Raw genomic sequence first — 24,486 nt, forward strand, 5'->3', positions numbered from 1 at the left:
TGAAGGGTGAGCGGATCAGCAATTGGGTGGAGGGAACATCCCGCCGGGACCCAACAAGTCGCGGTGCGGCCCTGGCCGGGGGCCACCTGTCTCACGGCAGCACGATCCTCGGCTCCGGCCCCCAGCCGCGTGCCAGACGCTGAACCTCACGCAGGGTCTGTTCCGCGTCCTGCCCGACGTCGTGTTTGCGGAAGGAGGTGGCCAGACTGTGGGCGTCGCGGCGCAGCAACGCCTGAAAGTTGGGGTTCTGGCGGGTGGTCAGTTGCGGAAAGTCAATGATAATCACGGTGTTCTCCCACCACAGCAGGTTGTAGGTGCTGTAGTCGCCGTGCGCGTAGCCCAGCCGCAGCAGATCGGCCAGGCCCTGCACGGCTTGTTGCCACGCGCTCCGGGCTTCCTCGGGGGTCAGGCGGGCGTCGCTCAGGCGCGGGGCCACCTGGTCCTCGGTGCCGATCAGGCGCATCAGCACGGCGGGGGTGGTGGCGTCGTAGTCGAAGGGGCTGGGACCGACCAGGGGCTCGGGCACGCTCAGTCCGGCCCGCCACAGCGCCCACAGGTGCGCGTACTCGGCACTGACCCAGCCGGCTTGCAGCATCTCCAGCCCCTTGCGGCTGCGGCTCTTCATGGCCCGCGCTGCGCGTTCGTCCAGAATGACCTGGCCCTCGCGGTACGCGGCGTCGTTCTTGAAACTGCGGGCTTCCAGTTCACGGTACAGCTTGACCAGCACGCTGCCGCGCGGGCCACGGGCCACATAGGCGGTGGCCTCCTTGCCGCTCTTGAGTTCGGCCACGATCCCGGTGATGTGCCCCAGATCGATCAGACGGCGAATGGTGTCGTCGGCGATCTGCTCCGGGTGTCCAGCGGTCAGGTCATCAAGCCTGCGGCGGCCCAGCAACTTCTTTTTTATGGACCGGCGGCGGCGCTCCGGCGCGGTATCTGCGTCCTCCAGCTCGGCCTCAATCCAGCGGGCGCTCATGGGTGCCTCTGGACGCTAGGCCAGGGTGTATCCGAGGTCAGGGGCGGCACTATGACGTGGTTCAGGACGTGGTTCAGCAAAATTACTCCGATTTGCGGGGAAGAGGATTTCGTTGCGTTGGGCCTTCGGAACATTGATCCTGTTGATTTCGGTCATAGGCGCACCTCCTTTTTCGGTGATGCGAGAAGCGTAGCAGGTCAAGGGCCACAGAGAGACGGCGCTAGGCCATCATGCCTAATAGGCACAACGAAGCCGCGCCCCCTGAAACGGTGGGGGCGCGACCTGCACTGACGCTGTTCTGGTCTATGGAACTGGGGAAGTCGAGGCTTCCTCCGGGCTGGACTGCGAACACACCATCGGCGCTCCCGTTCCGGTGTAAGCATAATACGTCAGAAGCGTAATCGTGTCAAGACTCTCTGTGTATGATGGTTGAGTATAAGCTGGACTGGATACCCAGTGTCTGCGTTCGATGGCGAAGATGATATCTATTCACCCAGCGCATATGCAGGAAGTGCGCCATCTGGCTTACCGGCAACATTCGCCCTAACCTGGCCGCAGGCTCAAGATGACGCCATGAGTGATGCCCACAAACACAGCGCAGCAGGCGGGTTCGCGGTACGCCCCTTCCAGAACGCCGATGCCGCTGCCGTCGCCCACCTCGTCACAGACAGCGTGCGCGGCTGCTGGGCGTAACGCGTGAGGATTTCGGCGAGCAGATGGGGTTCTTCGGGGCGGCAGGCTTCCGCAATGCCTGGCAGTCCTGGGGAGCGCATCTGGACCTGAGCGGTTTCGATTTCACGGCCTTTCAAAGGCTGGAAGAACGCCTCTTCCTGAAGGGATACGAGGTCGAGCAGCTTTCCAATGACGCGCCGGAGGCCGACTGGGCCACCCTATATGCCCTGCACGGGCGCGGGCTGGCCGACGCGCCGCGCAATCCCACCACCACGCCGGACCCCCTGAGCGCCGCCGATCTGCGCGAGATGATCGTGCGTCAGGAAACGGTTTTCGTGGGGCGCTGGCGCGGCGAGATCGTGGCCCTGACCCGGCTGACCCCTGACGGTAACGAGGTCGACAGCGAGGGCACGGTGACCCACCCGGACCACCGCGACCGTGGTCTGGCGACGCTGGTCAAGGCCCGCGCACTGGCCTGGGCCAGGACCGGGGGGTACACGCACGCCGGAACCGGCGGGACGGTGCTGAACCTGCCGCTGCTGCGCGTGAACACCCGGCTGGGCTACCGCGTGGAGCGCATGTGGGTGACCTGGGTGCGGGCGCTGAGGAAGCGGCCTGATGAGGAAGGGATGTGTGATAAATGTAGCGGCGGTCAGTAAGCCCCTCATCTAGGATACGGCCATGCCGGAGACCGCGCTGCGCGAACGCAGGCTCGAGGCCCTGCGCCGACAGGGATATCTGGTGCTGTGCGTGTGTTCGGTGGCGGTTCACGCGGCCATCGCCAGCGGAGAACTGCCGCAGGGCAACTGGCGGGCTGCGCTGGTGGCGGTCCTGAGTGCCGCGCTGCTGCCGGCCACGCTAAGCCGCCGGGTCTCGGCGCACCGGCTGGACATGCTGGTGGTGTGGTGCGCGAACATTGGGGCCAGTTGCTTTCTGTGGGACTTCGCCGCGCGTGGTCTGACCCTGGGCGCACGGGAATCGCTGACCGTGCCACTGTTTTTCGTGATCTGGTTCGGCCTGCTGCCTCTGAAACAGGCCGCCGTGCGCGGCGGCGTGCTGTACGCGGCGCTGATCCTGCTGGTCCTGTAGCAGGGGATGGGCGACCCGGTGCCGCTGCTGTACACGGGTTTTCTGCTGTTCCTGATCGGGCAGATGACTGTGGCCGGGCGGCAGATTCAGCAGGAACTGTCGCGCACGGCGCTGTACGCGGACCTGGCCCTGACCGACCCGCTGACCGGGCTGCCCAACCGCCGCTCGCTGGAACGGCGGCTTGAGGCCCACTACGTCGGTCAGGTGAGGGCGCCACGGACTGGAGCACGGACTGGACCTCCTGCGTCGCCCCTCGGGGTGCTGATGATCGACATCGATCTGTTCAAGCAGGTCAACGACACCCACGGCCACGAGGTGGGCGACCGGGTGCTGGTGGCGCTGGGGCAGACGCTGCGGTCGTGCGCCCGGGCAGGTGATCTGGTGTCACGCTGGGGCGGCGAGGAATTCCTGCTGCTCGCACCGGGAGACCGCGCCCGCCTGACGCGGATCGGCGGGCGCATTCAGCAGGCGCTGGCCGGGCAGGCGTGGCCGGAGACCCTGCCGCGCGTTACCGTCAGCATCGGCGCGGCCCTGTCGGAAGAATCCAGCGACGCGGCGGGGCTGCTGGATCTGGCAGACCGCCGCCTGTACCGGGCCAAACACACGGGCCGCGCCCGGATGAACATGGACCCCGCCGAGACCCTGCACGGTACCGACGGCCTTCACACAAAAAGTGGACGGGCAGGTAGTCACGCCCCCGCAGGGCTCACCCATCGGCCACCGGCAGTGGAGCTGACCGCCTCCAGCTAGCCCCGTGCCGCGCCAGACCACCGCTCCCAGGCCAGCCCTCAGTGGAGTCCGGGAACCCGCGCCGGGTCTTGCCCGTGGGGGCCGCCGGGGGACAATTCAGCCCCCACGGGTGGCCTAGACTGCGCCTGTCTCCAGCAGACGGCCCTCTTTGCTGGCCGCTGCCTTCTCATTCACAAGGAGTTGCCCTATGCCCCAGACCACTTCCCGCCGGACGCTGATCGGCGCGGTCCTCTTGATGACCCTGGGCCTGCCCGGCCTTGCCCAGCACGCAGCCCACCCCATGACCACCACCCCGGCAGCGGGCAAGGCCAGCGCCGCCAGTGCCAGAGCCGGCACGCTGCCGCTGAAGGCCGAGAACGCCACCGTGGTGGCGGTCCCGCCGATGATCAAGGAAACCAGCGTCTTCGGCACACTGACGAATACAGGCAAGACCCCGGTGGTGCTGAGTGGTGTGTCGGCGTCCGTGGCCGACCACGGCATGCTGATGGTGACGCGCAAGGCGTCCGGCGGGATGCAGGGCATGAGCGTGGCCAGGACCCTGACCGTGCCCGCCGGGGGCAGGCTGGTCCTGAGCGACACCGGCGATCACCTGATGCTGATGAAGCTCAAGCGGCCCCTGCGGGTGGGCGAGACGCTGACCCTGATCCTGAGCGCCATGGACGGACGAACCTTTACCTTCCAGGCCGCTGTCAGGAAGCCCTGAGCGTATGACCGAACTGCCCCTCTCCCCCAACACCCAGAGCCCCGAACTTCAGAGCGCTCCGGTCGGGCGCCCGTGGTACGTCTCGGCGCTGCTGGCGGTGGTGGCCGTGGCGCTGCTGCTGGGCGCGGCCTGGCTGTTCGCGCGCATCAAGAGTCCATTTCCCTTCTACGGCACGGCCTACGGTTCCAACACGGCGGCGGCAGGTTTTTCCGGCACCAATCAGGACGGCCAGCCCTACGCCTTCGTGCCGGGACAGGACGGCAAGGTCACGGCGCTGTTCTTCGGCTTCACGCACTGCCCCAACATCTGCCCGCTGACGCTGGCCTACCTGGACCGGGTCAAGGCGGCGCTGCCCGCAGAAGACCGGGACCGCTTTCAGACCGTGCTGGTCAGTGTGGACCCGGCCCGCGACACCCCGGAGCGCCTCAAGGAATACGTGGAGTATTTCGGCAAGGCCACCGGCATCCGTATCCCGGAACCCGCCCTGACCGGGGTGGCCCGCGATTACGGCGTGGGCTACCAGCGGGCCGAGGTCAAGGGCGCGGACTACCAGATGAACCACACCACCGCCACGTACCTGATCGACAGCGAAGGCAGGCTGCGGGTGCTGTGGGACTACACCCAGTTGCCCCAGGTGGAGCGCGTGGTGGCCGACGTGCGCCACGTGCTGGCGACTGCCCGATGAGGACCCGACTGTGAGACAAGTACCGTGAGGACCCCCACCCCCATCAACCTCGATCCCACGCTGCTGGATCTGCTGATCCCGGCCCCTGACCTGCTGTTTCTGGTGCCCACGCTGCTGGTCACGGCGTTCTACCTGTGGCGTCTGTTTCTGGCCTGCCGTACCCCTGAAGGCCGCGCCCGCTGGCCGGTCTGGCGGGCGGTGATGTTCGGGCTGGGCATCCTGCTGCTGCTCATCACCACCCAGAGCCGCGCGGCCACCATGACCGGCAGCAGCATGGCGCTCTACATGGGCCGCCTGATGCTGCTGGCCGAGATCGTGCCGCCGCTGCTGGTGCTGGGCATTCCACGGGGGGTGAAAATCCGTGCGCGCGGCGCAGCGGCCCGGACGCTGGGTGTGCTGCTTGATCCGTGGGTGGCGCTGGCCGTGTGGTCGGCGGTGATCATCTTCTGGAACGTGCCGGCGGGGTTCAATGCCAGCGTGGTGACCAACACCGCCGCCGCCCTGCTGCCCGCGCTGTACCTGCTGAGCAGCCTGATGGTCTGGAGCGTGATCCTGCGCCCCCTGCCGGGCGTGCAGCCCGCCAGCATGGGCTCACGCGGGGGCTTCGGCCTGCTGGCCGCCATTCCCATGATGGCCGTCGCGTCGGTGTGGCTGTACGCACCCAACGTGCTGTACACCCCCTACGTGAACGCGCTGTGCCTGTGGAACCTCTCGCCACTGCAAAACCAGCAGCTGTCCGGCTGGATCATGATGCTGGCCGGGATTCCCGCACTGGCGCTGGCCTTTATCCAGCTGTTTCAGTGGCTGGTGGAGCTGAGCGGGGGCAACGAGGCCGCGCCGCCCACCTGAAGCCTGTCAGAGTACCTGAACCAGCCTGCCCTCTCCCCCATCCGTCAATCGATTGGATGGGGATGTTGATGATGGAAACCCTGTTGTTTAGCCGGCCAATGCGCTGTCATCGGCCCGCGCCCGCAGCCATTCCAGCGCCGCCTCACCGGCCCCCAGGACCGAGATGTGGCCGTCTTCCGGGCAGCACCACAGTTCCGAGGTGGGCAGATGGGCCAGCAGCCACTCGCCGTGGGCCTCCGGCACCACCCGGTCCTGTCCACCGTGCAGCAGCAGGACCGGCGCGCCGATCTGCGACGGCTCAAAGCCCCACGGCGCGACGTAGGCCAGATCGTCGGCGATCAGCCCGCCGGGACCCTGCGCCGTCGCTGGCCCCACCACACGGTGCAGCCACCCCCACGGGCCGGAGAGGGCGGCGTAGTCGGCGGGGGTAAAAGTGTCGGGATCAAAGGCCGGTTCGGACGCCTCGTAGGCCTCCTTGACCGCGCGCCCCGCAGCAGCGACCCGCAGCGACACCGCGCCCGACGGCGTCATGCCCCCGAAGTAATCCAGCCCAGCGGCCCCGTACGGCGCCAACCCGGCCCCGCTGACCACCCCCAGCACCCGCTCCGGCAGCAGCGCGGCGCAGGCCAGCGCGTGCGGGCCGCCGCCCGAATGGCCCATCACCGCGAACTCAGCGATGCCCAGCGCGTCGGCGATCTGCTCGACGTCACCTGCCGCCGAGGCCACATTCCGGTCCGGCAGCGCGGAGGAGCCGCCGTAGCCGGGCCGGTCATGCGACACCCAGCGGATGTTCAGGCGTCTGGCCGCCCCAAACAGCGGCTCGGGGGGCGCACCGATATTGGGCGTGCCGTGATGCCAGAACACGGCCAGTGGGTCAGTCAGCCCCTCCGTGCCCGTGTCGTAGACATGCAGGGTGCGGCCATCTTTCAGGGTCAGGTCCGTTTCGATCATCGGGAAACCTCCTGGTGTGCAGGACAATTCTACATGCCCGGTTCTGCTGCAGGACAAACCGGTCTGGACCACTATTACCTTGATTCTGCTGGATGCGGTGGCCCGGCGCTATCCTTCCGGCATGTCTCAAGCGGCCCCGCACCACAAAACCCTGGCCCCCGCGGCCCAATCCCAAACGGCCCCGCCCTACGCGGTGGTGATTGGCCTGGAAGTTCACCTGCAACTGCGGACGCGCAGCAAGATTTTCAGCGACTGTCCTGCCGACTACCACGGCGCGGCCCCCAACACCTTCACCGATCCCCTGACGCTTGGGCTGCCCGGCACGCTGCCCACCCTAAACCGCGAGGCGGTGGAGCTGGGGATCATGTTTGGCCTGGGCCTGAACTGCGATGTGTCGGGCTTCACGCAGTTTCACCGCAAGAACTACTTCTACCCCGACGCCCCCAAGAACTTTCAGCTGTCGCAGTATGACCGCCCGATTGCGCGGGACGGGTATCTGGACATTGGTGGCACGCGCATCCGCATCAAGCGCGCCCACCTGGAAGACGACGCCGGCAAGCTGATGCACCCGCTGTACGCGCCGTACAGCCTGCTGGACCTGAACCGCGCCGGAACGCCGCTGATCGAGATGGTCACCGAGGCCGACATCACGGGTGCCGAACAGGCCCGCGCCTTTCTGGAAACCGTGCAGGCCATCGCGCAGGCGCTGGGCGTGTCCGACGCCACGCCGGAAGAGGGCAAGATGCGCTGCGACGTGAACCTCAGCATCCACCGGCCCGGCGAGCCGTGGGGCACCAAGTGCGAGGTCAAGAACCTCAACTCGTTCCGCAGCGTGGAGCGGGCCATCGAGTACGAGACGCTGCGGCAGGCCCGCGTGCTGGAGGCGGGCGGGCGCATCACGCAGGACACGCTGGGCTGGGACGAGGGCGGCGGCAAGACCTTTGTCATGCGGACCAAGGAGGGCGAGGCCGACTACCGCTACTTCCCGGAACCGGACCTGCCTCCGCTGGACATCACCCCGGAATGGATCGAGCAGGTACGCGCACGGATGCCCGAATTGCCCGCGCAGAAGCTGGAGCGTTATCTGGCGGCGGGCGTGCGCGGGAACGACGCGGCGACGCTGAGCCTGAACGTGGGCGTGTCACGCTTCTACGACGCGGCGCTGGGGGCCGGGGCAGACGCCCAGAAGCTTGCCAACTGGCTGCTGACCGAGGTGGCAGGCGCACTGGCCGCGTCTGAGCAGAGTCTGGCCCAGTCGGCCCTGCAACCGGCCCACCTCGCGTCCCTGGTGCGGCTGATCGACGCCGGGACCATCAGCGGCAAGATCGCCAAGGACCTGCTGCCCGACGTGCTGGCCGGCCACGATCCCGCCGCGCTGGTGCAGCAGCGCGGCCTGAGCGTGGTCACCGACACCGGCGCCATTGACGCGGCCATCGACGCCGCCATGGGAGCGGACCCGGCCACCGTGGCCAAGGTACGCGCCGGCAACGCCAAGGCCATGAACGCGCTGTTCGGCCCGGTGATGAAGGCGATGGGCGGCAAGGCCAAGCCGGAAGTGGTGCGCGAACGCCTGACCCACAAGCTGGGCCTGTGAGCCTGGGCGCGTGAGGCTCCCGCTTCCGGCAGCGCGGTTGCGGCCGCTGGCGCTGGGTTTCCTGTGGGCGCAGGTGGTGGCGGTGTTCGGCACGGTGGCCTTTGCGCTGTGGCAGGGGCAGTTCGGGCCGCAGGGCTGGATCAACGCCTTCGACGCCTTTCTGGCCGCCCTGGTGCTGACGTGGTGGACGCTGGTGTTCACCCGGCTGAGTGCCGGGCAGGCCACCGCGCCGCAGGACGGCACCCTGCGGGCGCTGGCCCTGGCCTTTCCCTGGCTGACCTCGTTCCGGGCCGCCCTGTGGGGCCTGACCCTGCTGGGCGTGCTGACCGGCGGCGCCCCCGAGGCCAACACGCTGGCCCTGACCGCGTTGATGACCGTGTGGGGCGCGGCGATCCTGGCCAGCAACGCGGTCAACGGCTCGCTGGTGCGCCTGGCCCCGGACCCCGGCGACCCGGCGGGCGCCCGGCGGCTGATGGACTGGTTGAACCTCTCGGCGGCGCTGGCCCTGGGCATGACGGTGCTGAACGTGGTGCCCATCGCGGGCTTTTCCGGAAACGTCACGCTGGCTGCCCAGACGGTGTACGGGCTGGTGGGCGTGCTGGACGTGACCGCCACCGTGCTGGCCCTGTGGGTGCTGCTGGCCCGGCGCGGGCCGGTGAAGGACAGTTCAGTCAAAGACAGCTAGCAGGCCGGTATATAGGCCGTGTGCTCAGCCGCCTGGAGCGTCTCCCGGAATGTCGGGCGTCAGGCCCAGGCGCAGCAGGTAGCGTTCCGGGCCGCGCCGGGCCGCGTAACGGGCGTGCAGTTCGCTCAGCTCACGCTGCAGGGCCTTGGCGTCGGCCGGAGTCAGGTGCAGGGTGTCGGGGATCAGCAGCAGGGCCGGGCGGTCCCGGCGCAGCAGCTCGGCGGAGCGGAACGCCCCGGCCGTGGGGGTCACGTCAACGGTGACCTCGCCGCCCTCCACAAAGACGCGCAGGCCGACGTCACGTTCGTCGCTGACCAGCGGCGCGGCGGCCTGCACCACGGCGTGCAGGAAGCGGGCCGTGAAGTCGCGCTCCTGCACGCCGACAAGCTCCTCCGGGGAACCCAGCGGGGTGGCGTGGTACGGCACCAGATACGCCTGCGAACTGGCGCGGTAGTGCCGGATCGGGCGGCCCCGGCGTCCCTCCTGCCGGGTCTCCCGGACCAGCCCCAGCCGCAGCAGACGGCGCACGCGGTGATGTGTGGCGTTCAGCGGCAGGTGCAGCGAGGCGGCCAGCGGCGCCACCGCCCACTCGCCGGTCATCAGGGCCGACAGCACCGGCAGGTCACGGCCCGACAGAAACACCTTCACGGCGTCCGGATCGGTCACCTGCTGCCAGAACAGGGGCATGGGCCAGCCTACTCGATTCGGGCGCTTGAGCGTCGAGTAGCAGACGGCGCACGCTGGAGCATGACAATTTCCGAGCCCATGAGTGAGGCCCGCGCCGCCGCTGTCGGCAGCGCCATCAACGGCCTGTGGAACCCGCAGGCCGTTGCCGATCCGTACCCCGGCTACGAGCGGGTGCGGGCGCTGGGCGAGGGCGGCGTGCTGGAGGCGCAGTTTCCCGACTGGCAGGCGTTGTTCCTGACCGGACACGCGGCCTGCTCGGCGGTGCTGCGCTCGCCCGCCGCACTGAGCGGCAACGGCATGCAGAACCTGAGCAGCGAGGCGTCCGAGGGCGTGCGCCTGCTGAGGTCCATGATGCTGTTTCACAACGGACAGTCCCACCAGCGGCTGCGCGGGCTGGTCAGCGCGGCCTTCACGCCCAGGGTGGTGGAAGAACAGCGCGAGCTGGTGCGCTCGCTGCTGAACACGCTGCTGGACGACCTGGCGGCGCGTGGGGGCGGCGATATGGTGGCGGACCTGTCCAACCCGCTGCCCGCCCGCGTGATCATGGGCATGCTGGGCCTGGGGGGAGATGACGAGGCCCGCTTCGTGGGCTGGACCCAGAGCGTGGCCGAGCTGATCGGCGGCATGAACCAGTCTCCTGAACTGATGGCCCGTATCGACGCCGACGCCCGCGAGATGCGCGCCTTCTTTCAGGATCTGGCCGAGGAACTGCGCGCCCACCCGCAGCCGGGCCTGCTGAGCGCCATGAGCGCCGCCCAGGACTCAACCGCTCAGCACGGCGGCGAACGCCTCAGCGGCGACGAGCTGCTGTCCAACGCCGTGCTGCTGCTGGCCGCCGGGCACGAGACCACCAGCAACCTGATTCCCGGCGGCCTGCTGGAACTCTCGCGTCAGCCAGACGCCTGGGCGGCACTGGTGGAGCATCCCCGCCACCCCAATGTGGCCGACGAACTGCTGCGCGTGGTCTCGCCGGTGCAGTTCGATGGCCGCACCCTGGGCGCAGACGTGAGCGTGGGCGAAAGAAGGCTGCCCGGCGGCATCCTCGCGCAGCTGATGCTGGGGGCCGCCAACCGGGACCCGGAGGTGTTTGCCGATCCTGACCGCATTGATTGGCAGCGCCCGAACAGTGGCCGCCATCTGGCCTTTGCCGCCGGGCCACACTACTGCCTGGGGGCCAGTCTGGCGCGGCTGGAAATCAGCGAGACATTCGCCGCCATCGCCACGCGCTTTCCCAGGCTGCGCGTCACCGATCCCCACCCGCCGTTCAAACCCAATCCGGTGCTGCGGGGTGTGCAGCGGCTGGACGTGGCGGTGGGCTAAAAAGCCTGCTGGGACCGCACCGGCGGGCACACCCCCACCCACCACTGCAGCTTGTCAATGCCGCGTGTCCAGCTATTCCGGCAGGTTACTGACGCGCCCCCGGACGGACGTTAGACTGCCCGCATGACCAAACAGATGGATTTTGACGTCCTGGTAATCGGCGCTGGCCCCGGCGGCTACCACGCGGCCATCCGCGCCGCACAGCTGGGCCTGAAAGTCGCCTGCGCCGAGCGCGAGTACCTGGGCGGCGTGTGCCTGAACGTGGGCTGCATCCCCACCAAGGCCATGCTGCACGCGGGTGAGCAGATCGCCGCCGCCCGCCACGCCGCCGACTTCGGTCTGACCTTCGGCGAGCAGAACCTCAACATCGCCAAGCTCAACGGCTGGAAGGACGGCATCGTCAAGAAACTGACCGGCGGCGTGGGCGCGCTGTTCAAGGCCAACAAGGTCACGCACCTGATCGGCGAGGCCAGCTTCGTGGACCCCCACACCGTCAAGGTGGGCGACAAGACCTACACCGCCTCCAACTTCATCATTGCCACCGGATCTGAGCCGGCCAAGCTGCCGGGGCTGGACGTGGACCAGCAGGTCATCGTGGACAGCACCGGCGCCTTGGTGATGCCCGATCCGGTGCCGGCGCGGATGCTGTGCGTGGGCGGCGGCGTGATCGGCTTCGAGTTCTCGCACGTGTACAACAACATGGGCAGCAAGGTCAAGGTCATCGAGTTCCTGCCCAACATCATCCCCGGAGCGGACGCCGATGCGGTCAAGGAATTCGCCAAGATCATGAAGAAGCAGGGCATCGAGATTGCCACCGAGACCAAGGCGAACCGGGCCGAGAAGAAGAACGACGGCGTGCATGTGGAGCTGGAAAACGTCAAGACTGGCGAGAAAACCACCGAGGTGTTTGACCGCGTGCTGGTGGCCGTGGGCCGCCGCCCGCGCACCGATGGCCTGAACCTCCAGGCGACAGGGGCCACCGTCACGGACCGCGGTTTTGTTCCTGCCAACACCCGCCAGCAGACCAACGTGCCGCACATCTACAGCATCGGCGACGTGGCCGGCAACCCCATGCTGGCGCACAAGGCCATGAAAGAGGGGCTGGTGGCTGCCGAGGTGATTGCCGGCAAACCCGCCGAGCAGGACGCCGTCGCCATTCCCGGCGTGGTCTACACCAGCCCCGAACTGGCCTGGGTGGGCCTGACCGAGCAGGAGGCCAGGGACAAGGGCTATGAGGTCAAGACCGGCGTGTTCCCCATGAGTGCGTCGGGCCGCGCCATGACGCTGCAAGCCACCGACGGCTTCGTGAAGATGGTGGTGGAAAAGGACACAGATCTGCTGCTGGGCGTGCACATCGTGGGGCCGCACGCCTCTGATCTGCTGGGCGAGGCCGGGCTGGCCCTGGAAATGGCTGCCACCGCCAGCGACATCGCCCTGACCATTCACGCGCACCCCACCCTGGGCGAGGCCGTGCTGGAAGCGGCGGAGGCCGTGCACAAGCAGGCCATCCACATCATGAACCGCTAACCGCCGCCCACCGGGCCGAGCGTAGCGAGAAACGAGAGAACCCCCAGGCTGCCCTGGGGGTTTTTACTGCATTGGCTTACCGGTGAATCCCTGCCTACCCCAGGTACGCCACCAGCAGGTCCACCCCGGAGCGTAGGTCGTCCACGTGCACGGCCTCCACGACGCTGTGGATGTAGCGCGTCGGCAGACTGAGGGTCAGCGTGGGCACCCCGGTCCGGCTGCGCTGGATGGCCGCGCCGTCGGTGCCGCCCTGGGCCAGCACCTCCATCTGAGCGCGGATGCCCTGGCTCTCGGCCAGATCGTAGAACTCGTCCACCAGGCTGCGGGTGGAGATCATGCTGGAATCGAACACCTTGATGCCGATGCCCTCGCCCATGCGCGTGACCGCCTCGTCGGGGCCGACGCCGGGGGTGTCCACCGCCAGGGTCACGTCCAGGCCGATGCCCACCGTGGGTTCGACGCCGTAGGCGGCAGTGTGCGCCCCGCGCAGACCGACTTCCTCCTGAACCGAGAAGACGGCGATCAGGTCATGCTTGGGCGGCGTCTTGCGGAAGTGGCGCAGGGTTTCGAGCAGCATGAAGACGGAGGCGCGGTCATCCATCGCCTTGCCGCAGACCAGCGAGCCGACGCGGCGGGCGACGTGGTCCAGCGTCACCATGTCGCCCACGCGCACGCGCCGCCTGACCTCCTCAGCGTCCAGGCCCAGGTCAATAAAGAATTCCCGGACCTCAGGAATCTTCTTGCGTTCCTCGGGGCTGGCGATGTGCACCGGCTTGCCACCGGGGGTCAGGATGCCCGGCAGCGTGCCGCCGCGCGCATGCACGGTCACGTCCCGCGCAAACAGGTTGCGGGTGTCGAAGCCGCCCAGCGCCTGCACGCGCAGGAAGCCCTTGTCGTCAATGAAACGCACCAGAAAGCCGATCTCGTCCATGTGGGCGCTGACCATCACGCGCTCGCGCCCCTCTTTCTTCTTGCCGCCCTTGCCGCTGCCGGTGCGGGTGGCAATCACGTTGCCCATGGCGTCCACGCGCACGTCGTCGGCCAGCCCGTCAAGTTCGGACAGCACGAAGTCGCGCACGGCGTCCTCCTGGCCGGGCACGCCGGGCAGGTTGGACAGGTGCATCAGTACGTCCAGCCTCAGCTCCGAGTCGGAGGACATGGGCGCTGCGCTGGAAACAGTCTTGGATTTTGCCATGGGGCTCAGGGTAAGCCCTCCACGGGTTTCGCCGGGGAAGGCGCGTCTTGAGGTTCGCTTTCGCTGGACACCGGTTTGCTCAGGGCTGGGGCCGGAGGCCTGGGCCGCAGGTCCGTGCCGTTGAACTGCCCCTGCGCCTCGGCCAGCCCCTGCGCCGCCCAGACCTCTACCGCGTTCGCACCCAGGCGCACCAGTTCGGCCAGGGTGGCGGCCTCGTCGGGGTGCCACTTGCTCAGCACCCAGTCGGCCGGATCGCGGCCCGCGGGCGGGCGAGAAATGCCGATCTTGAGCCGCGCGAAGCTCTCCGAACCCAGCAGGCGAATGATGTCGCGCACTCCGTTCTGCCCGCCGTGCCGCCCGCCCAGCCGGAACTTGAGCAGGCCGAAAGGACTGTCCAGGTCATCTTGCACTGCCAGCAGGGCATTCAGCTCCAGCTTGTAGAACGAGAACAGCGGGGCCACCGCCTTGCCCGATGCGTTCATGAACGTTTGCGGCTTGACCAGCAGCACCTTCTCGCCCGGAGCAGGGCCAATTCTGACCTCGCAGACCTCCGCATCCTTCCCCTTGAGCCACGTTGCCCCGGCGCGGCGGGCCACCTCGTCCACCACCAGCCAGCCCACGTTGTGGCGGGTCTGGGCGTACTTGAGGCCGGGGTTGCCCAGCCCGACAACCAGCTTCACCACGAACCCGGCATCAGGCTTCCAGACTGCCGAGCACTTCGCGCCACTTCGCTTCGGTCTCGCGCACGCGCAGGTCGCCCTTTGCGCGGGTGTACCCGGCACGGAAGTCGGCAAAGCGGGTGTCGCTGTCCGAGAACAGCAGGCCCAGCGCGGCGCGGACGTCCGTGACGTTCTGCCCGGTCAGGGTCCTGTCCCTGGCGTCCAGCACCTCGTCCAGCGTGGCCATCAGGCCCGAGAGCGGGCGCAGCCACTGGAAGTCCGGGTGGTTCATCACCAGCGAGTACAGCTCAAACGGGCTGCCCACCGGGCCGTGCAGGAATTCGTATTCGCCCTTGGCAAAATCCAGCAGCGCCGAGTGAAAATGGCGCAGCGCCGGAACCAGGGCGTCGAGGCGGGCGCGGATGGAGGCGTCGGTCATGGGCCAAGGGTAGCAAGCGGGATGAGGGCCGCCCGTTTGCAGAACGTAGAGACATGGCCTGGAGAGTAAGGTGCCGCGCGCCGTTTCTGCCGCCTACCAGCCCATGGTTCCCGGGCCGCCCTTGAACGGCCCCACCACATCCGGGGTGATCCAGCCGCCGTAGAAGTTGCCTGGCTGCGGGGAGACCGTCTCGCCGTTCACGCAGCATCTGTCCATGCGGCCCGGATAGACGGCAATGAATCCGGCCATGTCGCGGAAGGCGGGGGTGGGATCGTCGTAGCTCCAGCCGGCCGCCTCCGCCACCTTCCCCCCGGCCGAGAGCGTCCAGTACGTCGCCGCACCCTTGAATTCGCAGACGCTGCGGCCCGGCGCAGCGCTCAGGACCCCCGGCGCGAAGGCCCCGGGCGGCAGATAATAGCCCGGCGGGTGGCTGGTCTCCAGCACCCGGAACGCCCCGGTGGTGTCGGCGATCTTCTGGCCGCCCAGCCAGATCTCCAGACGTTTGTGGGTGCGCTCCAGCCGGGGCGGGCGCGGATACTCCCACACGCTCTCCTGGCCGGCACGCGGCGTCTCGGGTCTTGGCCTGGCATGAAACATGGGGCCAGCATCGCGTGAACACGCACGGGGCGCTGTCGGGCAGCACACCAAGCGCGCACCCGCTTGCTACCCTGCACCATGACCACAAGCCTTCCCACGGCGGAGCAGCTCGGGGCGCTGCAGCGGGCCGTCAATCTGGCCGAGATCGAGGCGCTGGGCCGCGCCCGGCTGGACCAGAACGCCCTGGACTACTACGCCAGCGGCGCGAACGACGGCCACACGCTGCGCGCCAACCGCGAGGACTTCTCGCGCCTCCAGCTGCGCCCGCGCATGCTGGTGGACGTGTCGGGGGTAGACACCCGGACCTCGGTGCTGGGCCTGCCGCTGGACTTTCCGGTGGGCATCGCCCCCAGCGCCTTTCACGGGCTCGCGCATCCGGACGCCGAACTCGCCACGGCGCGGGCCGCCGCCGGAATGGGCAGCGTGATGACCCTCAGCACCTTTTCCAACACGCCGATTGACGGGGTGGGACAGGCCGCCGCCGGACGGCTGTGGTTTCAGCTGTACCTGCTGGCCGACCGCGAGCTGAGCCGCGAGATCATCGCACAGGCCGAGGCGTGCGGGGCGCGGGCGCTGGTGTTTACGGTGGACGCGCCGTACCTGGGCCGCCGCGAGACCAACGAGCGCCGCCGCTTTGCCCTGCCCCCGCACCTGAGCGCCCCCAACGTCGCCAGCCGCGAGACGCTGGCGGGAGTGGAGACCGACACCGGCTCGCAGCTGACCAACTACTTCCAGAATCTGGTGGACAAGACCTTCACCTGGGATGACCTGGGCTGGCTGCGGGCGCAAACGCACCTGCCGATTGTGCTGAAGGGCATCCTGACCGCCGAGGACGCTGAACTGGCCGTGCAGCACGGCTGCCACGTCTGGGTCAGCAACCACGGCGGGCGGCAGCTGGACACCGCCATCAGCAGCATTGCCGCGCTGCCCGAGATTGCCGACGCGGTGGCGGGCCGCGTAGAACTCTACCTGGACGGCGGCGTCACGCGCGGCACGGACGTCCTCAAGGCGCTGGCACTGGGGGCACGGGCGGTGTTTCTGGGCCGCCCCGCGCTGTGGGGGCTGGCGGCGGGCGGCGAGGCCGGCGTGCGCCGGGTGCTGGAGCTGCTGCGAGACGAGGTGCGGCTGGCCCTGGCCCTGAGCGGCCGGCAGAATCTGGCGGGGGTAGGGCGCGACCTGCTGAGGCGCTAGGGCCGCCCCCGCCCACCTTCAGGGGCCGCCGAGCCGGGGCAACACCCAGGACGCCGCCTATCTTTGGGCGCTGCCCCGGCTTAGCCTGAAGCCCATGCCCACCCCAGCCCCCCAGTCCCAGGAGGAACTCAAGTCTGCCCGCCTGACCACCCTGGGGTATCTGGACGCGCTGCTGGACGGACCCATGATTGTCCTGAGCTTTGTGTGGCTGGGGCTGCTGGTGCTGGACCTGGTGCAGGGCCTGTCACCGTTTTTCCAGGGCGTCAGCAACGTGATCTGGGGACTGTTCGTGCTGGATTTCGGGCTGTCCATCACGCTGGCCCCCGACAAGTCGGACTATCTGCGGCGCAACTGGCTGACCGCGCTGAGCCTGCTGCTGCCCGCGCTGCGGATTCTGCGGGCCTTCCGGGGCCTCCGGGCGCTGCGCGTCCTGCGGGCCACCCGCGGCACCAATCTGCTGCGAATCCTGACCACCCTGAACCGGGGGCTGCGGACCCTGCAGCGCACGCTGCGCCGCCGGGGACTGGGCTTCGTGCTGGGGGCAACCGCGCTGGTGGCGCTGGCCGGGGCGGCGGGCATGGCGTCGTTCGAGGCGGAGCAGGGCGGCGCCCCGCAGGGCTTCGTGCAGTGGCTGTACTGGGTGGGCATGCTGCTCACCAGCCTGGGATCGGACTACTGGCCGGTCACGGGCGAGGGCCGCACCCTGACCTTCCTGCTGGCGCTGTACGGCTTCGCGGTCTTCGGCTACATTACGGCGGCGCTGGCCAGTCTGTTCGTGGGGGTGGACCAGAGCACGCTGCCCGACGACGACGAGGTCAACAACGAGGCGCTGGGTCGGACGCTGCGCGAGCTGCGCGGCGAGATCGCGGGGCTGCGCGAGGAGCTGCGCCGCGCCCCGTAGGCCTACGCCGCATAATCGGGGGCATGACCTCTCCTGTGGACCGGATGCGTGCCGCCCTTCAGACCACCGATCTGGACGGCTGGCTGATCTACGATTTCCAGAACCTCAACCCACACGCCCGCCGCGTACTGGATCTGCCGGGCGGCGCGTTCCTGACCCGGCGCTTTTTCGTGTACGTGCCGCGCGGGGGCCAGGCCGTGCTGCTGCACAACCACATCGAGGGCGGCACCTGGGGTGAGATCACGCGCGGCTGGGACATCGAGCGGCGGGCCTTCGGCTCCCACGCGGAGCTGGACGCCGCCCTGAAAAAAGTGGTGGCCGGGCAGCGCGTGGCGATGGAATACAGCCCGAACGGGGCCGTGCCCTACGTCAGTCGGGTGGACGCCGGAACGCTGGAGCGCGTGCGGGCGGCGGGGGCCGCAGACGTCGTGAGCAGCGCAGACCTGCTGCAATCCTTCCTGGCGTGGTCTGAGGACGATCTGGCCGCCCACAGACGCGCCGCCGCCCTGCTGATGCGCGCCAAGGACGACGCCTACTGGCTGATCCACGAGCGGCTGAAGGCGGGCGAGGCCATCACCGAACTGGAGGTTCAGGGCAAGATCATGGACGCCATCGCCGGCGCGGGCATGAACGCGGGGCATCCGGTCAACGTCAGTTTCGGCGTGAACGCGGCGGATTCCCATTACGAGCCGGGCGGCGACAAGAACGCCACGCTGGAGCAGGGACAGTGCGTCCTGATCGACCTGTGGGCGCAGGAGCCGGGCCGCCCCTTTGCGGACGTGACCTGGGTGGGTCACGCGGGCCAGCCCTCCGCCGAGTACCGCGAGGCCTGGGCAGCGGTGCGGGCCGCGCGAGACACGGCGCTGGACGTGTTGAACTCAAGGTTCGAGGCCGAGGGCTGGGGCAGACTGCAGGGCTGGGAACTGGACCGCGCCGCGCGCGACGCGATGGGGCCCCACTGGGCGCCGTCCTTCTTCCACCGTACCGGCCACGATCTGGGGGTGCAGATTCACGGCTCCGGCGCAAACCTGGACGACTACGAGACCCGCGACACCCGCACCCTGACGCCGGGGCTGGCCGTCACGGTAGAACCCGGCACCTACCCTGCCGCCAAGGGCTTCGGCATCCGCACCGAGGTGGACGTGTACCTGTCGCCGGACGGCCCCGAGGTCACCACCGACGTGCAGCGTGAGCCGTTCGTGCTGGGCGTGGGCGAGTGGGCGGCGGTGCGGGCTGCCGGGTACGGCGCGCAGTAGGCCCACTGGCACGCGCCTTAGCGTTCCCACAACCCCGCGCGGCCACACCTGCACGCCCAGCGGGTAGGCTGGGGGCATGGCAAACCTCAGCTCCTCGACAGTAATGCTCACGGGGGCGGGCGGGGCGCTGGCCACCGCGATTGCCCAGGAACTTGACGACGCCGGCGCGCAGATGGTGCTGGTGGGGCGCGGCGAGACCCTGGCCCGCGCTGCCGACCGCTTTCCCGCCACCGAAGTGATCGATACCGATCTGTCGGACCCAGCCAGCGTGGCGCAACTGAAGAAGGTCAAGGTGGACATCCTGGTGCACACGGCCGGGGCCTACGCCATGCAGCCGGTACAGAAGGCCACTACCGACGATCTGCGGGCCATGCTGGACGCCAACTTCCTGACGATGTTCCACGCGGTCCAGGGCGTGCTGCCCAACATGCTCAGGAACAAGGACGGCATCATCCTGGGGGTCAGCGCGGCGCAGGCGGCCCGGGGCAGCGGCCCCGGCGCGGCGCTATATACCGCCAGCAAGGCGGCGCTCGGCGCGTACCTCAACAGCCTGAACGACGAGTTGAAGACCAGAGGCGTCCGCGGCTGCGTGCTGTACCCGATGGGCGCGATCGATACCCCGGCCAACCGCGACGCGGGCCTGAAATGGGAAAAGATGATCGACCCGCGCGGCCTCGCCAAGAGTGTGGCCCACATCCTGACCCGCCCGGACCGCGCCCACATCACCGAACTGAAGGTGTACCCGGACGAGGAGGAGTAACCAAACCCGTTGACGCTGAAGACAGTTCCGGATCTCCACACCCACTGTGCAGCGCGACAACTTCGAAAGAATCGGCGCTGGGCAGGCCAGAGAAGAGAAACATGACCACGAAGGCTGACCTGCTGTATGGACCACCCCGGCCACCGTCAGGCTGCTGCTGGCTGACCGCACCGAACATGGCATTTCTGCCGGGGAGTGGACGCCGCTGGTTCAGGCCTTTCTTGGTGGCATGGCGCAGCTCGGAAAAATTGCACAGGATGAACGCGAACCTGAGCGCACGTTCTACCCGCCCACGGCCTCTGCACCCAGCTGGACGGTGGGCTATAAACTCACCATGAGTGTGGCCAAGCACAACGCCTATCATTTCGGGCAGATCGCGCTGGTCCGGCGACTCTTGGGCGCCAGGACCTGACCTGCTCCGTTTCTACTCCAACTTCCCGGTAAAATTTCCCTCCCAGGCATTCAGGATGCGTCCGCCCTGCACCAGCAAGACGGTGGGATAGGCGCTGACCTTCAGGGCGCGGGCGAAGGCGGTGGCCCCGTCGCCGCGCCAGGGGTTGAGACCAGTCGGCGCCGGCGCGGGCGTGCCCTCGGCGTTCACGGCCCGCACCGGCAGGTCGCTGTCCATCACGGCCTGCCACAGCTCGCCCAGGTCGCCGCAGTCGTGGCTGTAGACCACCACCACCTCGCGGCCCCCGGTCCCCTCCGTCCACGGGTGGGCGGGCAGCAGATCACCCAGGCGCACGCGGGCCTCGGCGCTGCTCAGGGAGGGCACTGTTCCCAGCGCAAGAAGCAGCGTCAGCAGCGGGGCATGTCGGTGGCTCATGGGCCGCATCATGCCTCGCCGCCCCGCCCCTTTGCATGACGGGGCGGTGAGGACGGCTCCGGACGATACCCAGCCCAGCCGGAGAGGGTCAGGGGCTGTCCGGCTTCGGGGCGGCTTCCTTGGGCGCGTCCGGGGCAGGCACCTGCGGCACGGCGCTCTGGTTGGTCACAGACCGGACGGCGGCGGGATCGGCCTTCTGATCAGTCAGGGGGACGGGGCTGCTGTCGGGGGCGTAGGCAGGCAGCTGCTCGATGTACACCCGGCGGCGAACGACGTTCTCGGGCGGGGTGAACTCGGTGGCCTGCTGGTTGGTGGTGCGGTCCACGTTGATCAGGACGGTGCGCGGATCGTTGTAGGCCGCCGTGTAGCGGGACTCGGTGTACTGCACCGGGGGCGGAGCGTTGTCCTCCAGCGCCGTGTTGGCCGCGTCGCGGTAGTTGGGGTCCAGCACGGCCAGCTTCACGCCCGGCAGGTAACCGGGGTCCGGCGCGTCGGCGTACAGGATGCCGGGAGGCTCGCTGTAGGCCCGCACCGTCTGGCCCTTGTGCGCCAGTTCCATCATGCGCCGCCAGATCGGGCCGTTCACGTAGCCGGAATAGTAGCCGCGCACCGGCATGTCGCCGCCCTGCTGCTTGCCCACCCACACGGCCCCGGTGTACAGCGGCGTGGTGCCCACGAACCAGAAGTCCTTGGGGCCGTTGCTGGTCCCGGTCTTGCCCGCCACCGGCCAGTCGCCAAACTTGGCCGACCACGCCAGACCGCCCTGCGCCTCGGTCAGGTCGTTGACCACGCCCCGGATCATGTCCAGCCCCAGCCACGCGATCTGCGGGGTCCACACGCGCGTGGCCTTGACCGGATTCAGGCCGTCGTCGTACAGCACCTCGCCGCGCGCCGTGGTGACCCGCGTGATGTAGCGGGGCGCGCGGTACAGCCCGCCGTTGGCAAAGGGCGCGTAGGCCGCCGCCATCTTGACCGGGGTGGTCTCCACCGCGCCCAGTGCCGCCGCCAGTCCGGTGCCGTCGTTGGGCGGAATGCCCAGTTCGCGCAGCTTGCCGAAGAAGGTCTGCAGGCCAATCCGGTCCGCCAGCCGCACGGTGACCAGGTTCAGCGAGCGGTCCAGCGCCTCACGGATGGTCATGCTGCGGTAGGTGGTCTGGCTCTCGAAGTTCTGCGGCGCGTACACGCCGTCCTTGCAGGTGGGACACGGGAAGGTGATGGGCCGGTCTTCCTCACGGTGATCCTGGGGCAGCCCGGTGGACAGCGCCGTGGTGTACAGCAGTGGCTTGATGGTGGAGCCGATCTGCCGCTGACCCTGCGCGGCGTTGTTCCAGGCGTCGGGCGGCGCCGAGCCGTACAACTTCTGCCCGATCATGCCCAGCACCTCGCCGGTAAACGGATCAATGATGGTGGCCCCCAGCGTTGCGCCGGGCGGCAGGCCGGTGGCCTCGCGGCTGGCGGTTTCCACGGCGGCCTGCACGCGGGGATCCACGGTGGTGTAGACCCGCAGGCCCCCGCTGCCGTACACCTTGTCACGCCCGAACCGGCGCACCAGTTCCTGCTCGACCTGGCCCATGAAGTGTGGGTAGAGCACGGTCGTCACGGCCTTCAGCTCTTTCTGGGTGCGGTCCACCAGCTTGGCGCTGGTAATCTGGCCCTGCTTGTCGTACAGCACCTTCCAGCCGCGCGGTTGCAGGTCCTCGGCCAGGGCCGCGTCCATCTGGGTCCGGGTGATCCACTTGTCTTCCACCATGCGTGACAGCAGCGTCCGCATCAGGGGCCGCATGGCCTTGTAGTCGAAGTAGCGGCCCGCACTAGGAACCAGCACCGTCAGGTAGGCGCTCTGGGCCAGGGTCAGGTCCTTGGGGGTGGTCCGGAAGTACGCCTGGGCCGCCGAGTAGATGCCGTACAGCTCCACCGGGCCGCCGTCACCCCAGTAAATAGTGTTCAGGTAGTTCTGCAGAATCTCGGCCTTGGTGAAGCTGCGCTCGACCTGCACGCTCAGCAGCCACTCCTTGATCTTGCGGTCTGGCGAGCGCGACTGCTGATACTCCTCGAGCAGCAGCGTGTTCTTGATCAACTGGTTGGTCAGGGTGCTGCCGCCCTGCACGCTCTCGCCCGCTGCCAGACGCTGCACCTGCCGCCCCAGCCCGTAGGGATCGATGCCGTAATGCTCGAAAAAGCGCCGGTCCTCGTTGCTGACCAGCGCGGCCACCATAAAGGGGCTGATCTCGTTCAGGTTGACCAACGTGCGGCTGATGGCCTGCTCGCCGATCTTGGGAATCAGGCTGCCCAGCGGCGTGTTGTCGCGGGCAAACACCCGTGTTTCGGCCCCCAGCGACAGGCTGTCCAGCTGGCGGTAGTCCGGCAGCTCGCGCCACCACTTCAGGCCGTAGGTGGCCGCCACCCCCGCCCCGGCGAACAGCGCGGCGATCAGAAACGACGACAGGAATTTCAGGAAGCGAACGAAAAAGATCATGGGGAGGACTCCACGGGGGCGGGGGGCGGCTGGGGGACGCGGGGTCAGGGGCGGCGGGCCGCGACAAGCTGGTTGACGCGTCCACGCAGGTTCTTGCCGGACAGCGGCTTGTACACGATGTCGTCGGCACCCACCAGCTTGGCGTGATCGCGCGTCTGATCGTCATCGAAGCCGGTCAGCAGCAGCACCGGCGTGTCGCGCAGCCGCTTGACGCGCTTGACCCGCGAGCAGATCTCGAAACCGTCCATGTGGGGCATCTTGATGTCCAGCAGCATGGCGTCGGGGGTGTGGTCCCGCAGGTAATCCAGCGCCGCCTTGCCGTCGGCCACCGCCACGATCTCGTGTCCATCGGCGGACAGAATGACTTCCAGCATGGTGCGGATGGCTGGCTCATCGTCGGCGACGAGGATCGTATACGGCATATGCCGCCCATGATAGTGCAGCCTGCATGAAAAAAAGAGAACCTGGAGGGTTTCTGACTGCCCTGCCTGCGCAATTGCCGCTCGCCTCACCGCGCCGGGTGGGGGCAGGCTGGTAGGGTCTGTGGTTGGTATGACGGCCCTGACGACAGCATCCCCCAACCCCACCACGCCTCCCACCGGCGAGCGCGTGCTGTGCGCCATGTCCGGCGGCGTGGACAGCAGCGTGACGGCGGCGCTGCTCAAGGACGCCGGCTTTCACGTGGTGGGCGCGATGATGCGCTTCTGGCCCGACGACAAGCGCACCGACACCTTCGACAGCTGCTGCTCGCCCGACGCCGCCTACGAGGCCCGGCGCGTGGCCGAACAGGTGGGCGTGCCGTTCTACCTGCTCGACTACCGCGAGCAGTTCCAGCGTCACATCGTCGGCCCGTTTCTCGAGGAATACGCGCAGGGGCGCACGCCGAACCCGTGCGTGAACTGCAACACCAAGGTCAAGTTCGACGAGCTGGTCAAGAAGGCCAAGATGCTAGGCTGCCGTTACGTGGCGACCGGCCATTACGTCAAGCGCGTGGACACGGCAGATGGCGGCGTGGAATTCTGGCGGGGCGACGACCCGCAAAAGGACCAGACCTACTTTCTGTGGGGAACGCCCAGAGACGCCCTGCCGTACATCCTGTTCCCGGTGGGTGAGCTGGAAAAGCCCCGGGTGCGCGAGATTGCCGAGGAGCGCGGCCTGCTGACCGCCCGCAAGCCCGAAAGCCAGAACATCTGCTTCGTGCCGGGCAAGGTGCAGGACTTCGTGGCCGAACATCTGCCGCAGGCCACCGGCTTGATCCGCGAGATCGCCACGGGCGAGGTGGTCGGCGATCACCTGGGCACGCAGTTCTACACGCTGGGCCAGAAGCGCGGCATGGGGCTGTACCAGTCCCACAAGGTGCGCCATATCGTGCACCTGGACCCGAAGACCAACACGGTCTGGGTGGGCGATTACGAGGACTGCCTGTGGGGCGGCCTACGGGCGTCGGGCGCCAACTACCTGTGCGATCTGGCCGACTTGCCGCGCGAGGTGGAGGTGCAGGTGCGCTACCGCACGAAGCCGGTGCGTGCCACTGTGACCCACGCCGACGAGCACGGCTTCGAGTTGCAGTTCCATGAGCCGCAGTTCGCCGTGGCCCCCGGCCAGAGCGCCGTGCTGTACAGCGGCCCCCGCCTGCTGGGCGGCGGGTTGATTGATGACCACGCGCGGGACCTGCCAGCGATCTGACGCTTAACCGTC

The 24,486-nt window shown here is 68.3% G+C and carries 26 protein-coding genes; 16 read left to right on the forward strand and 10 right to left on the reverse strand.

Going from position 1 to position 24,486, the window contains the following annotated elements; translation table 11 throughout:
• Positions 1-91: 91 nt before the first annotated feature.
• A complete protein-coding gene (locus IEY31_RS01835; protein ID WP_188968406.1) occupies positions 92-976 on the reverse strand; it encodes an RIO1 family regulatory kinase/ATPase domain-containing protein in 885 nt (294 codons plus the stop codon).
• Between the two features lie 716 nt (positions 977-1,692).
• Between IEY31_RS01835 and IEY31_RS01840 the strand changes: the two genes are divergently transcribed.
• The 6 genes from IEY31_RS01840 (at position 1,693) to IEY31_RS01865 (ending at position 5,724) form a co-directional block, all read left to right on the forward strand.
• Positions 1,693-2,307: a GNAT family N-acetyltransferase gene (locus tag IEY31_RS01840; RefSeq protein WP_229723250.1), complete on the forward strand. Its 615-nt coding sequence runs from the start codon at positions 1,693-1,695 to the stop codon at positions 2,305-2,307.
• Between the two features lie 22 nt (positions 2,308-2,329).
• Positions 2,330-2,737 (forward strand): hypothetical protein, encoded by a 408-nt coding sequence (locus IEY31_RS01845; protein WP_188968408.1) that lies wholly within the window; start codon positions 2,330-2,332, stop codon positions 2,735-2,737.
• A gap of 6 nt (positions 2,738-2,743) precedes the next feature.
• Positions 2,744-3,487 carry a GGDEF domain-containing protein gene (locus tag IEY31_RS01850; RefSeq protein WP_188968410.1) on the forward strand — a complete coding sequence of 248 codons (744 nt, stop codon included), beginning with the start codon at positions 2,744-2,746 and terminating at the stop codon, positions 3,485-3,487.
• A gap of 187 nt (positions 3,488-3,674) precedes the next feature.
• Entirely contained in the window at positions 3,675-4,190 is a 516-nt protein-coding gene (locus tag IEY31_RS01855) for a copper chaperone PCu(A)C (RefSeq protein WP_229723251.1), read from the forward strand.
• Positions 4,191-4,194: 4 nt separating this feature from the next.
• Positions 4,195-4,875, forward strand: coding sequence for an SCO family protein (locus IEY31_RS01860; RefSeq protein ID WP_188968412.1), 681 nt, complete (start codon positions 4,195-4,197; stop codon positions 4,873-4,875).
• Between the two features lie 24 nt (positions 4,876-4,899).
• Positions 4,900-5,724 (forward strand): cytochrome c oxidase assembly protein, encoded by an 825-nt coding sequence (locus IEY31_RS01865; protein WP_188968414.1) that lies wholly within the window; start codon positions 4,900-4,902, stop codon positions 5,722-5,724.
• Between the two features lie 87 nt (positions 5,725-5,811).
• Here the strand turns inward: IEY31_RS01865 and IEY31_RS01870 are convergent, their stop codons facing one another.
• Entirely contained in the window at positions 5,812-6,675 is an 864-nt protein-coding gene (locus IEY31_RS01870) for an alpha/beta fold hydrolase (protein ID WP_188968416.1), read from the reverse strand.
• 121 nt (positions 6,676-6,796) lie between these two features.
• Here IEY31_RS01870 and gatB point away from each other — a divergent pair, with 121 nt between their 5' ends.
• Complete coding sequence (gatB, locus tag IEY31_RS01875) at positions 6,797-8,269, forward strand: Asp-tRNA(Asn)/Glu-tRNA(Gln) amidotransferase subunit GatB (protein WP_188968418.1); 1,473 nt, start codon at positions 6,797-6,799, stop codon at positions 8,267-8,269.
• Positions 8,270-8,279: 10 nt separating this feature from the next.
• Positions 8,280-8,954 carry a hypothetical protein gene (locus tag IEY31_RS01880; RefSeq protein WP_229723252.1) on the forward strand — a complete coding sequence of 225 codons (675 nt, stop codon included), beginning with the start codon at positions 8,280-8,282 and terminating at the stop codon, positions 8,952-8,954.
• Positions 8,955-8,978: 24 nt separating this feature from the next.
• Here IEY31_RS01880 and IEY31_RS01885 read toward each other — a convergent pair whose 3' ends face one another.
• A complete protein-coding gene (locus IEY31_RS01885) occupies positions 8,979-9,641 on the reverse strand; it encodes a hypothetical protein (protein ID WP_188968420.1) in 663 nt (220 codons plus the stop codon).
• A gap of 60 nt (positions 9,642-9,701) precedes the next feature.
• On the opposite strand from IEY31_RS01885, the gene IEY31_RS01890 reads away from it, so the two are divergent.
• Both IEY31_RS01890 and lpdA read left to right on the forward strand, forming a co-directional pair.
• Positions 9,702-10,961, forward strand: a complete 1,260-nt coding sequence (locus IEY31_RS01890; RefSeq protein ID WP_188968422.1) for a cytochrome P450 — start codon at positions 9,702-9,704, stop codon at positions 10,959-10,961.
• A gap of 123 nt (positions 10,962-11,084) precedes the next feature.
• Positions 11,085-12,488, forward strand: coding sequence for a dihydrolipoyl dehydrogenase (gene lpdA, locus IEY31_RS01895; RefSeq protein ID WP_188968424.1), 1,404 nt, complete (start codon positions 11,085-11,087; stop codon positions 12,486-12,488).
• Between the two features lie 94 nt (positions 12,489-12,582).
• Here the strand turns inward: lpdA and IEY31_RS01900 are convergent, their stop codons facing one another.
• The 4 genes from IEY31_RS01900 to IEY31_RS01915 form a co-directional block, all read right to left on the reverse strand.
• The gene (locus IEY31_RS01900; RefSeq protein ID WP_229723253.1) at positions 12,583-13,683 is read right to left on the reverse strand and encodes a M42 family metallopeptidase; all 1,101 of its coding nucleotides are present in this window, start codon (positions 13,681-13,683) and stop codon (positions 12,583-12,585) included.
• Between the two features lie 5 nt (positions 13,684-13,688).
• Positions 13,689-14,363, reverse strand: a complete 675-nt coding sequence (gene pth, locus IEY31_RS01905; RefSeq protein WP_188968826.1) for an aminoacyl-tRNA hydrolase — start codon at positions 14,361-14,363, stop codon at positions 13,689-13,691.
• A gap of 13 nt (positions 14,364-14,376) precedes the next feature.
• Entirely contained in the window at positions 14,377-14,781 is a 405-nt protein-coding gene (locus tag IEY31_RS01910) for a hypothetical protein (RefSeq protein ID WP_188968426.1), read from the reverse strand.
• A gap of 93 nt (positions 14,782-14,874) precedes the next feature.
• Positions 14,875-15,378 (reverse strand): DUF427 domain-containing protein, encoded by a 504-nt coding sequence (locus IEY31_RS01915; protein ID WP_188968428.1) that lies wholly within the window; start codon positions 15,376-15,378, stop codon positions 14,875-14,877.
• Positions 15,379-15,456: 78 nt separating this feature from the next.
• Here IEY31_RS01915 and IEY31_RS01920 point away from each other — a divergent pair, with 78 nt between their 5' ends.
• From IEY31_RS01920 to IEY31_RS01940, 5 genes are all read left to right on the forward strand, one after another.
• Positions 15,457-16,569: an alpha-hydroxy acid oxidase gene (locus IEY31_RS01920; protein WP_188968431.1), complete on the forward strand. Its 1,113-nt coding sequence runs from the start codon at positions 15,457-15,459 to the stop codon at positions 16,567-16,569.
• A gap of 94 nt (positions 16,570-16,663) precedes the next feature.
• Complete coding sequence (locus tag IEY31_RS01925; protein ID WP_188968433.1) at positions 16,664-17,470, forward strand: ion transporter; 807 nt, start codon at positions 16,664-16,666, stop codon at positions 17,468-17,470.
• 23 nt (positions 17,471-17,493) lie between these two features.
• A complete protein-coding gene (locus IEY31_RS01930; protein ID WP_188968435.1) occupies positions 17,494-18,726 on the forward strand; it encodes a M24 family metallopeptidase in 1,233 nt (410 codons plus the stop codon).
• 76 nt (positions 18,727-18,802) lie between these two features.
• Complete coding sequence (locus tag IEY31_RS01935) at positions 18,803-19,486, forward strand: SDR family oxidoreductase (protein WP_188968437.1); 684 nt, start codon at positions 18,803-18,805, stop codon at positions 19,484-19,486.
• Positions 19,487-19,715: 229 nt separating this feature from the next.
• On the forward strand, positions 19,716-19,898 hold the full coding sequence (locus IEY31_RS01940) for a hypothetical protein (RefSeq protein ID WP_188968439.1): 183 nt from the start codon (positions 19,716-19,718) through the stop codon (positions 19,896-19,898).
• A 12-nt stretch (positions 19,899-19,910) separates the two neighbouring features.
• Here IEY31_RS01940 and IEY31_RS01945 read toward each other — a convergent pair whose 3' ends face one another.
• From IEY31_RS01945 to IEY31_RS01955, 3 genes are all read right to left on the reverse strand, one after another.
• Positions 19,911-20,321 (reverse strand): penicillin-binding protein, encoded by a 411-nt coding sequence (locus IEY31_RS01945; protein ID WP_188968828.1) that lies wholly within the window; start codon positions 20,319-20,321, stop codon positions 19,911-19,913.
• A 79-nt stretch (positions 20,322-20,400) separates the two neighbouring features.
• The gene (locus IEY31_RS01950; protein WP_188968441.1) at positions 20,401-22,788 is read right to left on the reverse strand and encodes a transglycosylase domain-containing protein; all 2,388 of its coding nucleotides are present in this window, start codon (positions 22,786-22,788) and stop codon (positions 20,401-20,403) included.
• Between the two features lie 44 nt (positions 22,789-22,832).
• Complete coding sequence (locus IEY31_RS01955; RefSeq protein ID WP_188968443.1) at positions 22,833-23,210, reverse strand: response regulator; 378 nt, start codon at positions 23,208-23,210, stop codon at positions 22,833-22,835.
• A gap of 130 nt (positions 23,211-23,340) precedes the next feature.
• On the opposite strand from IEY31_RS01955, the gene mnmA reads away from it, so the two are divergent.
• A complete protein-coding gene (gene mnmA, locus IEY31_RS01960) occupies positions 23,341-24,474 on the forward strand; it encodes a tRNA 2-thiouridine(34) synthase MnmA (RefSeq protein ID WP_188968445.1) in 1,134 nt (377 codons plus the stop codon).
• The last annotated feature ends 12 nt before the right edge of the window (positions 24,475-24,486 follow it).

This window comes from Deinococcus aerolatus, from assembly GCF_014647055.1.
In the GTDB taxonomy this organism is placed as follows: Bacteria; Deinococcota; Deinococci; order Deinococcales; family Deinococcaceae; genus Deinococcus; species Deinococcus aerolatus.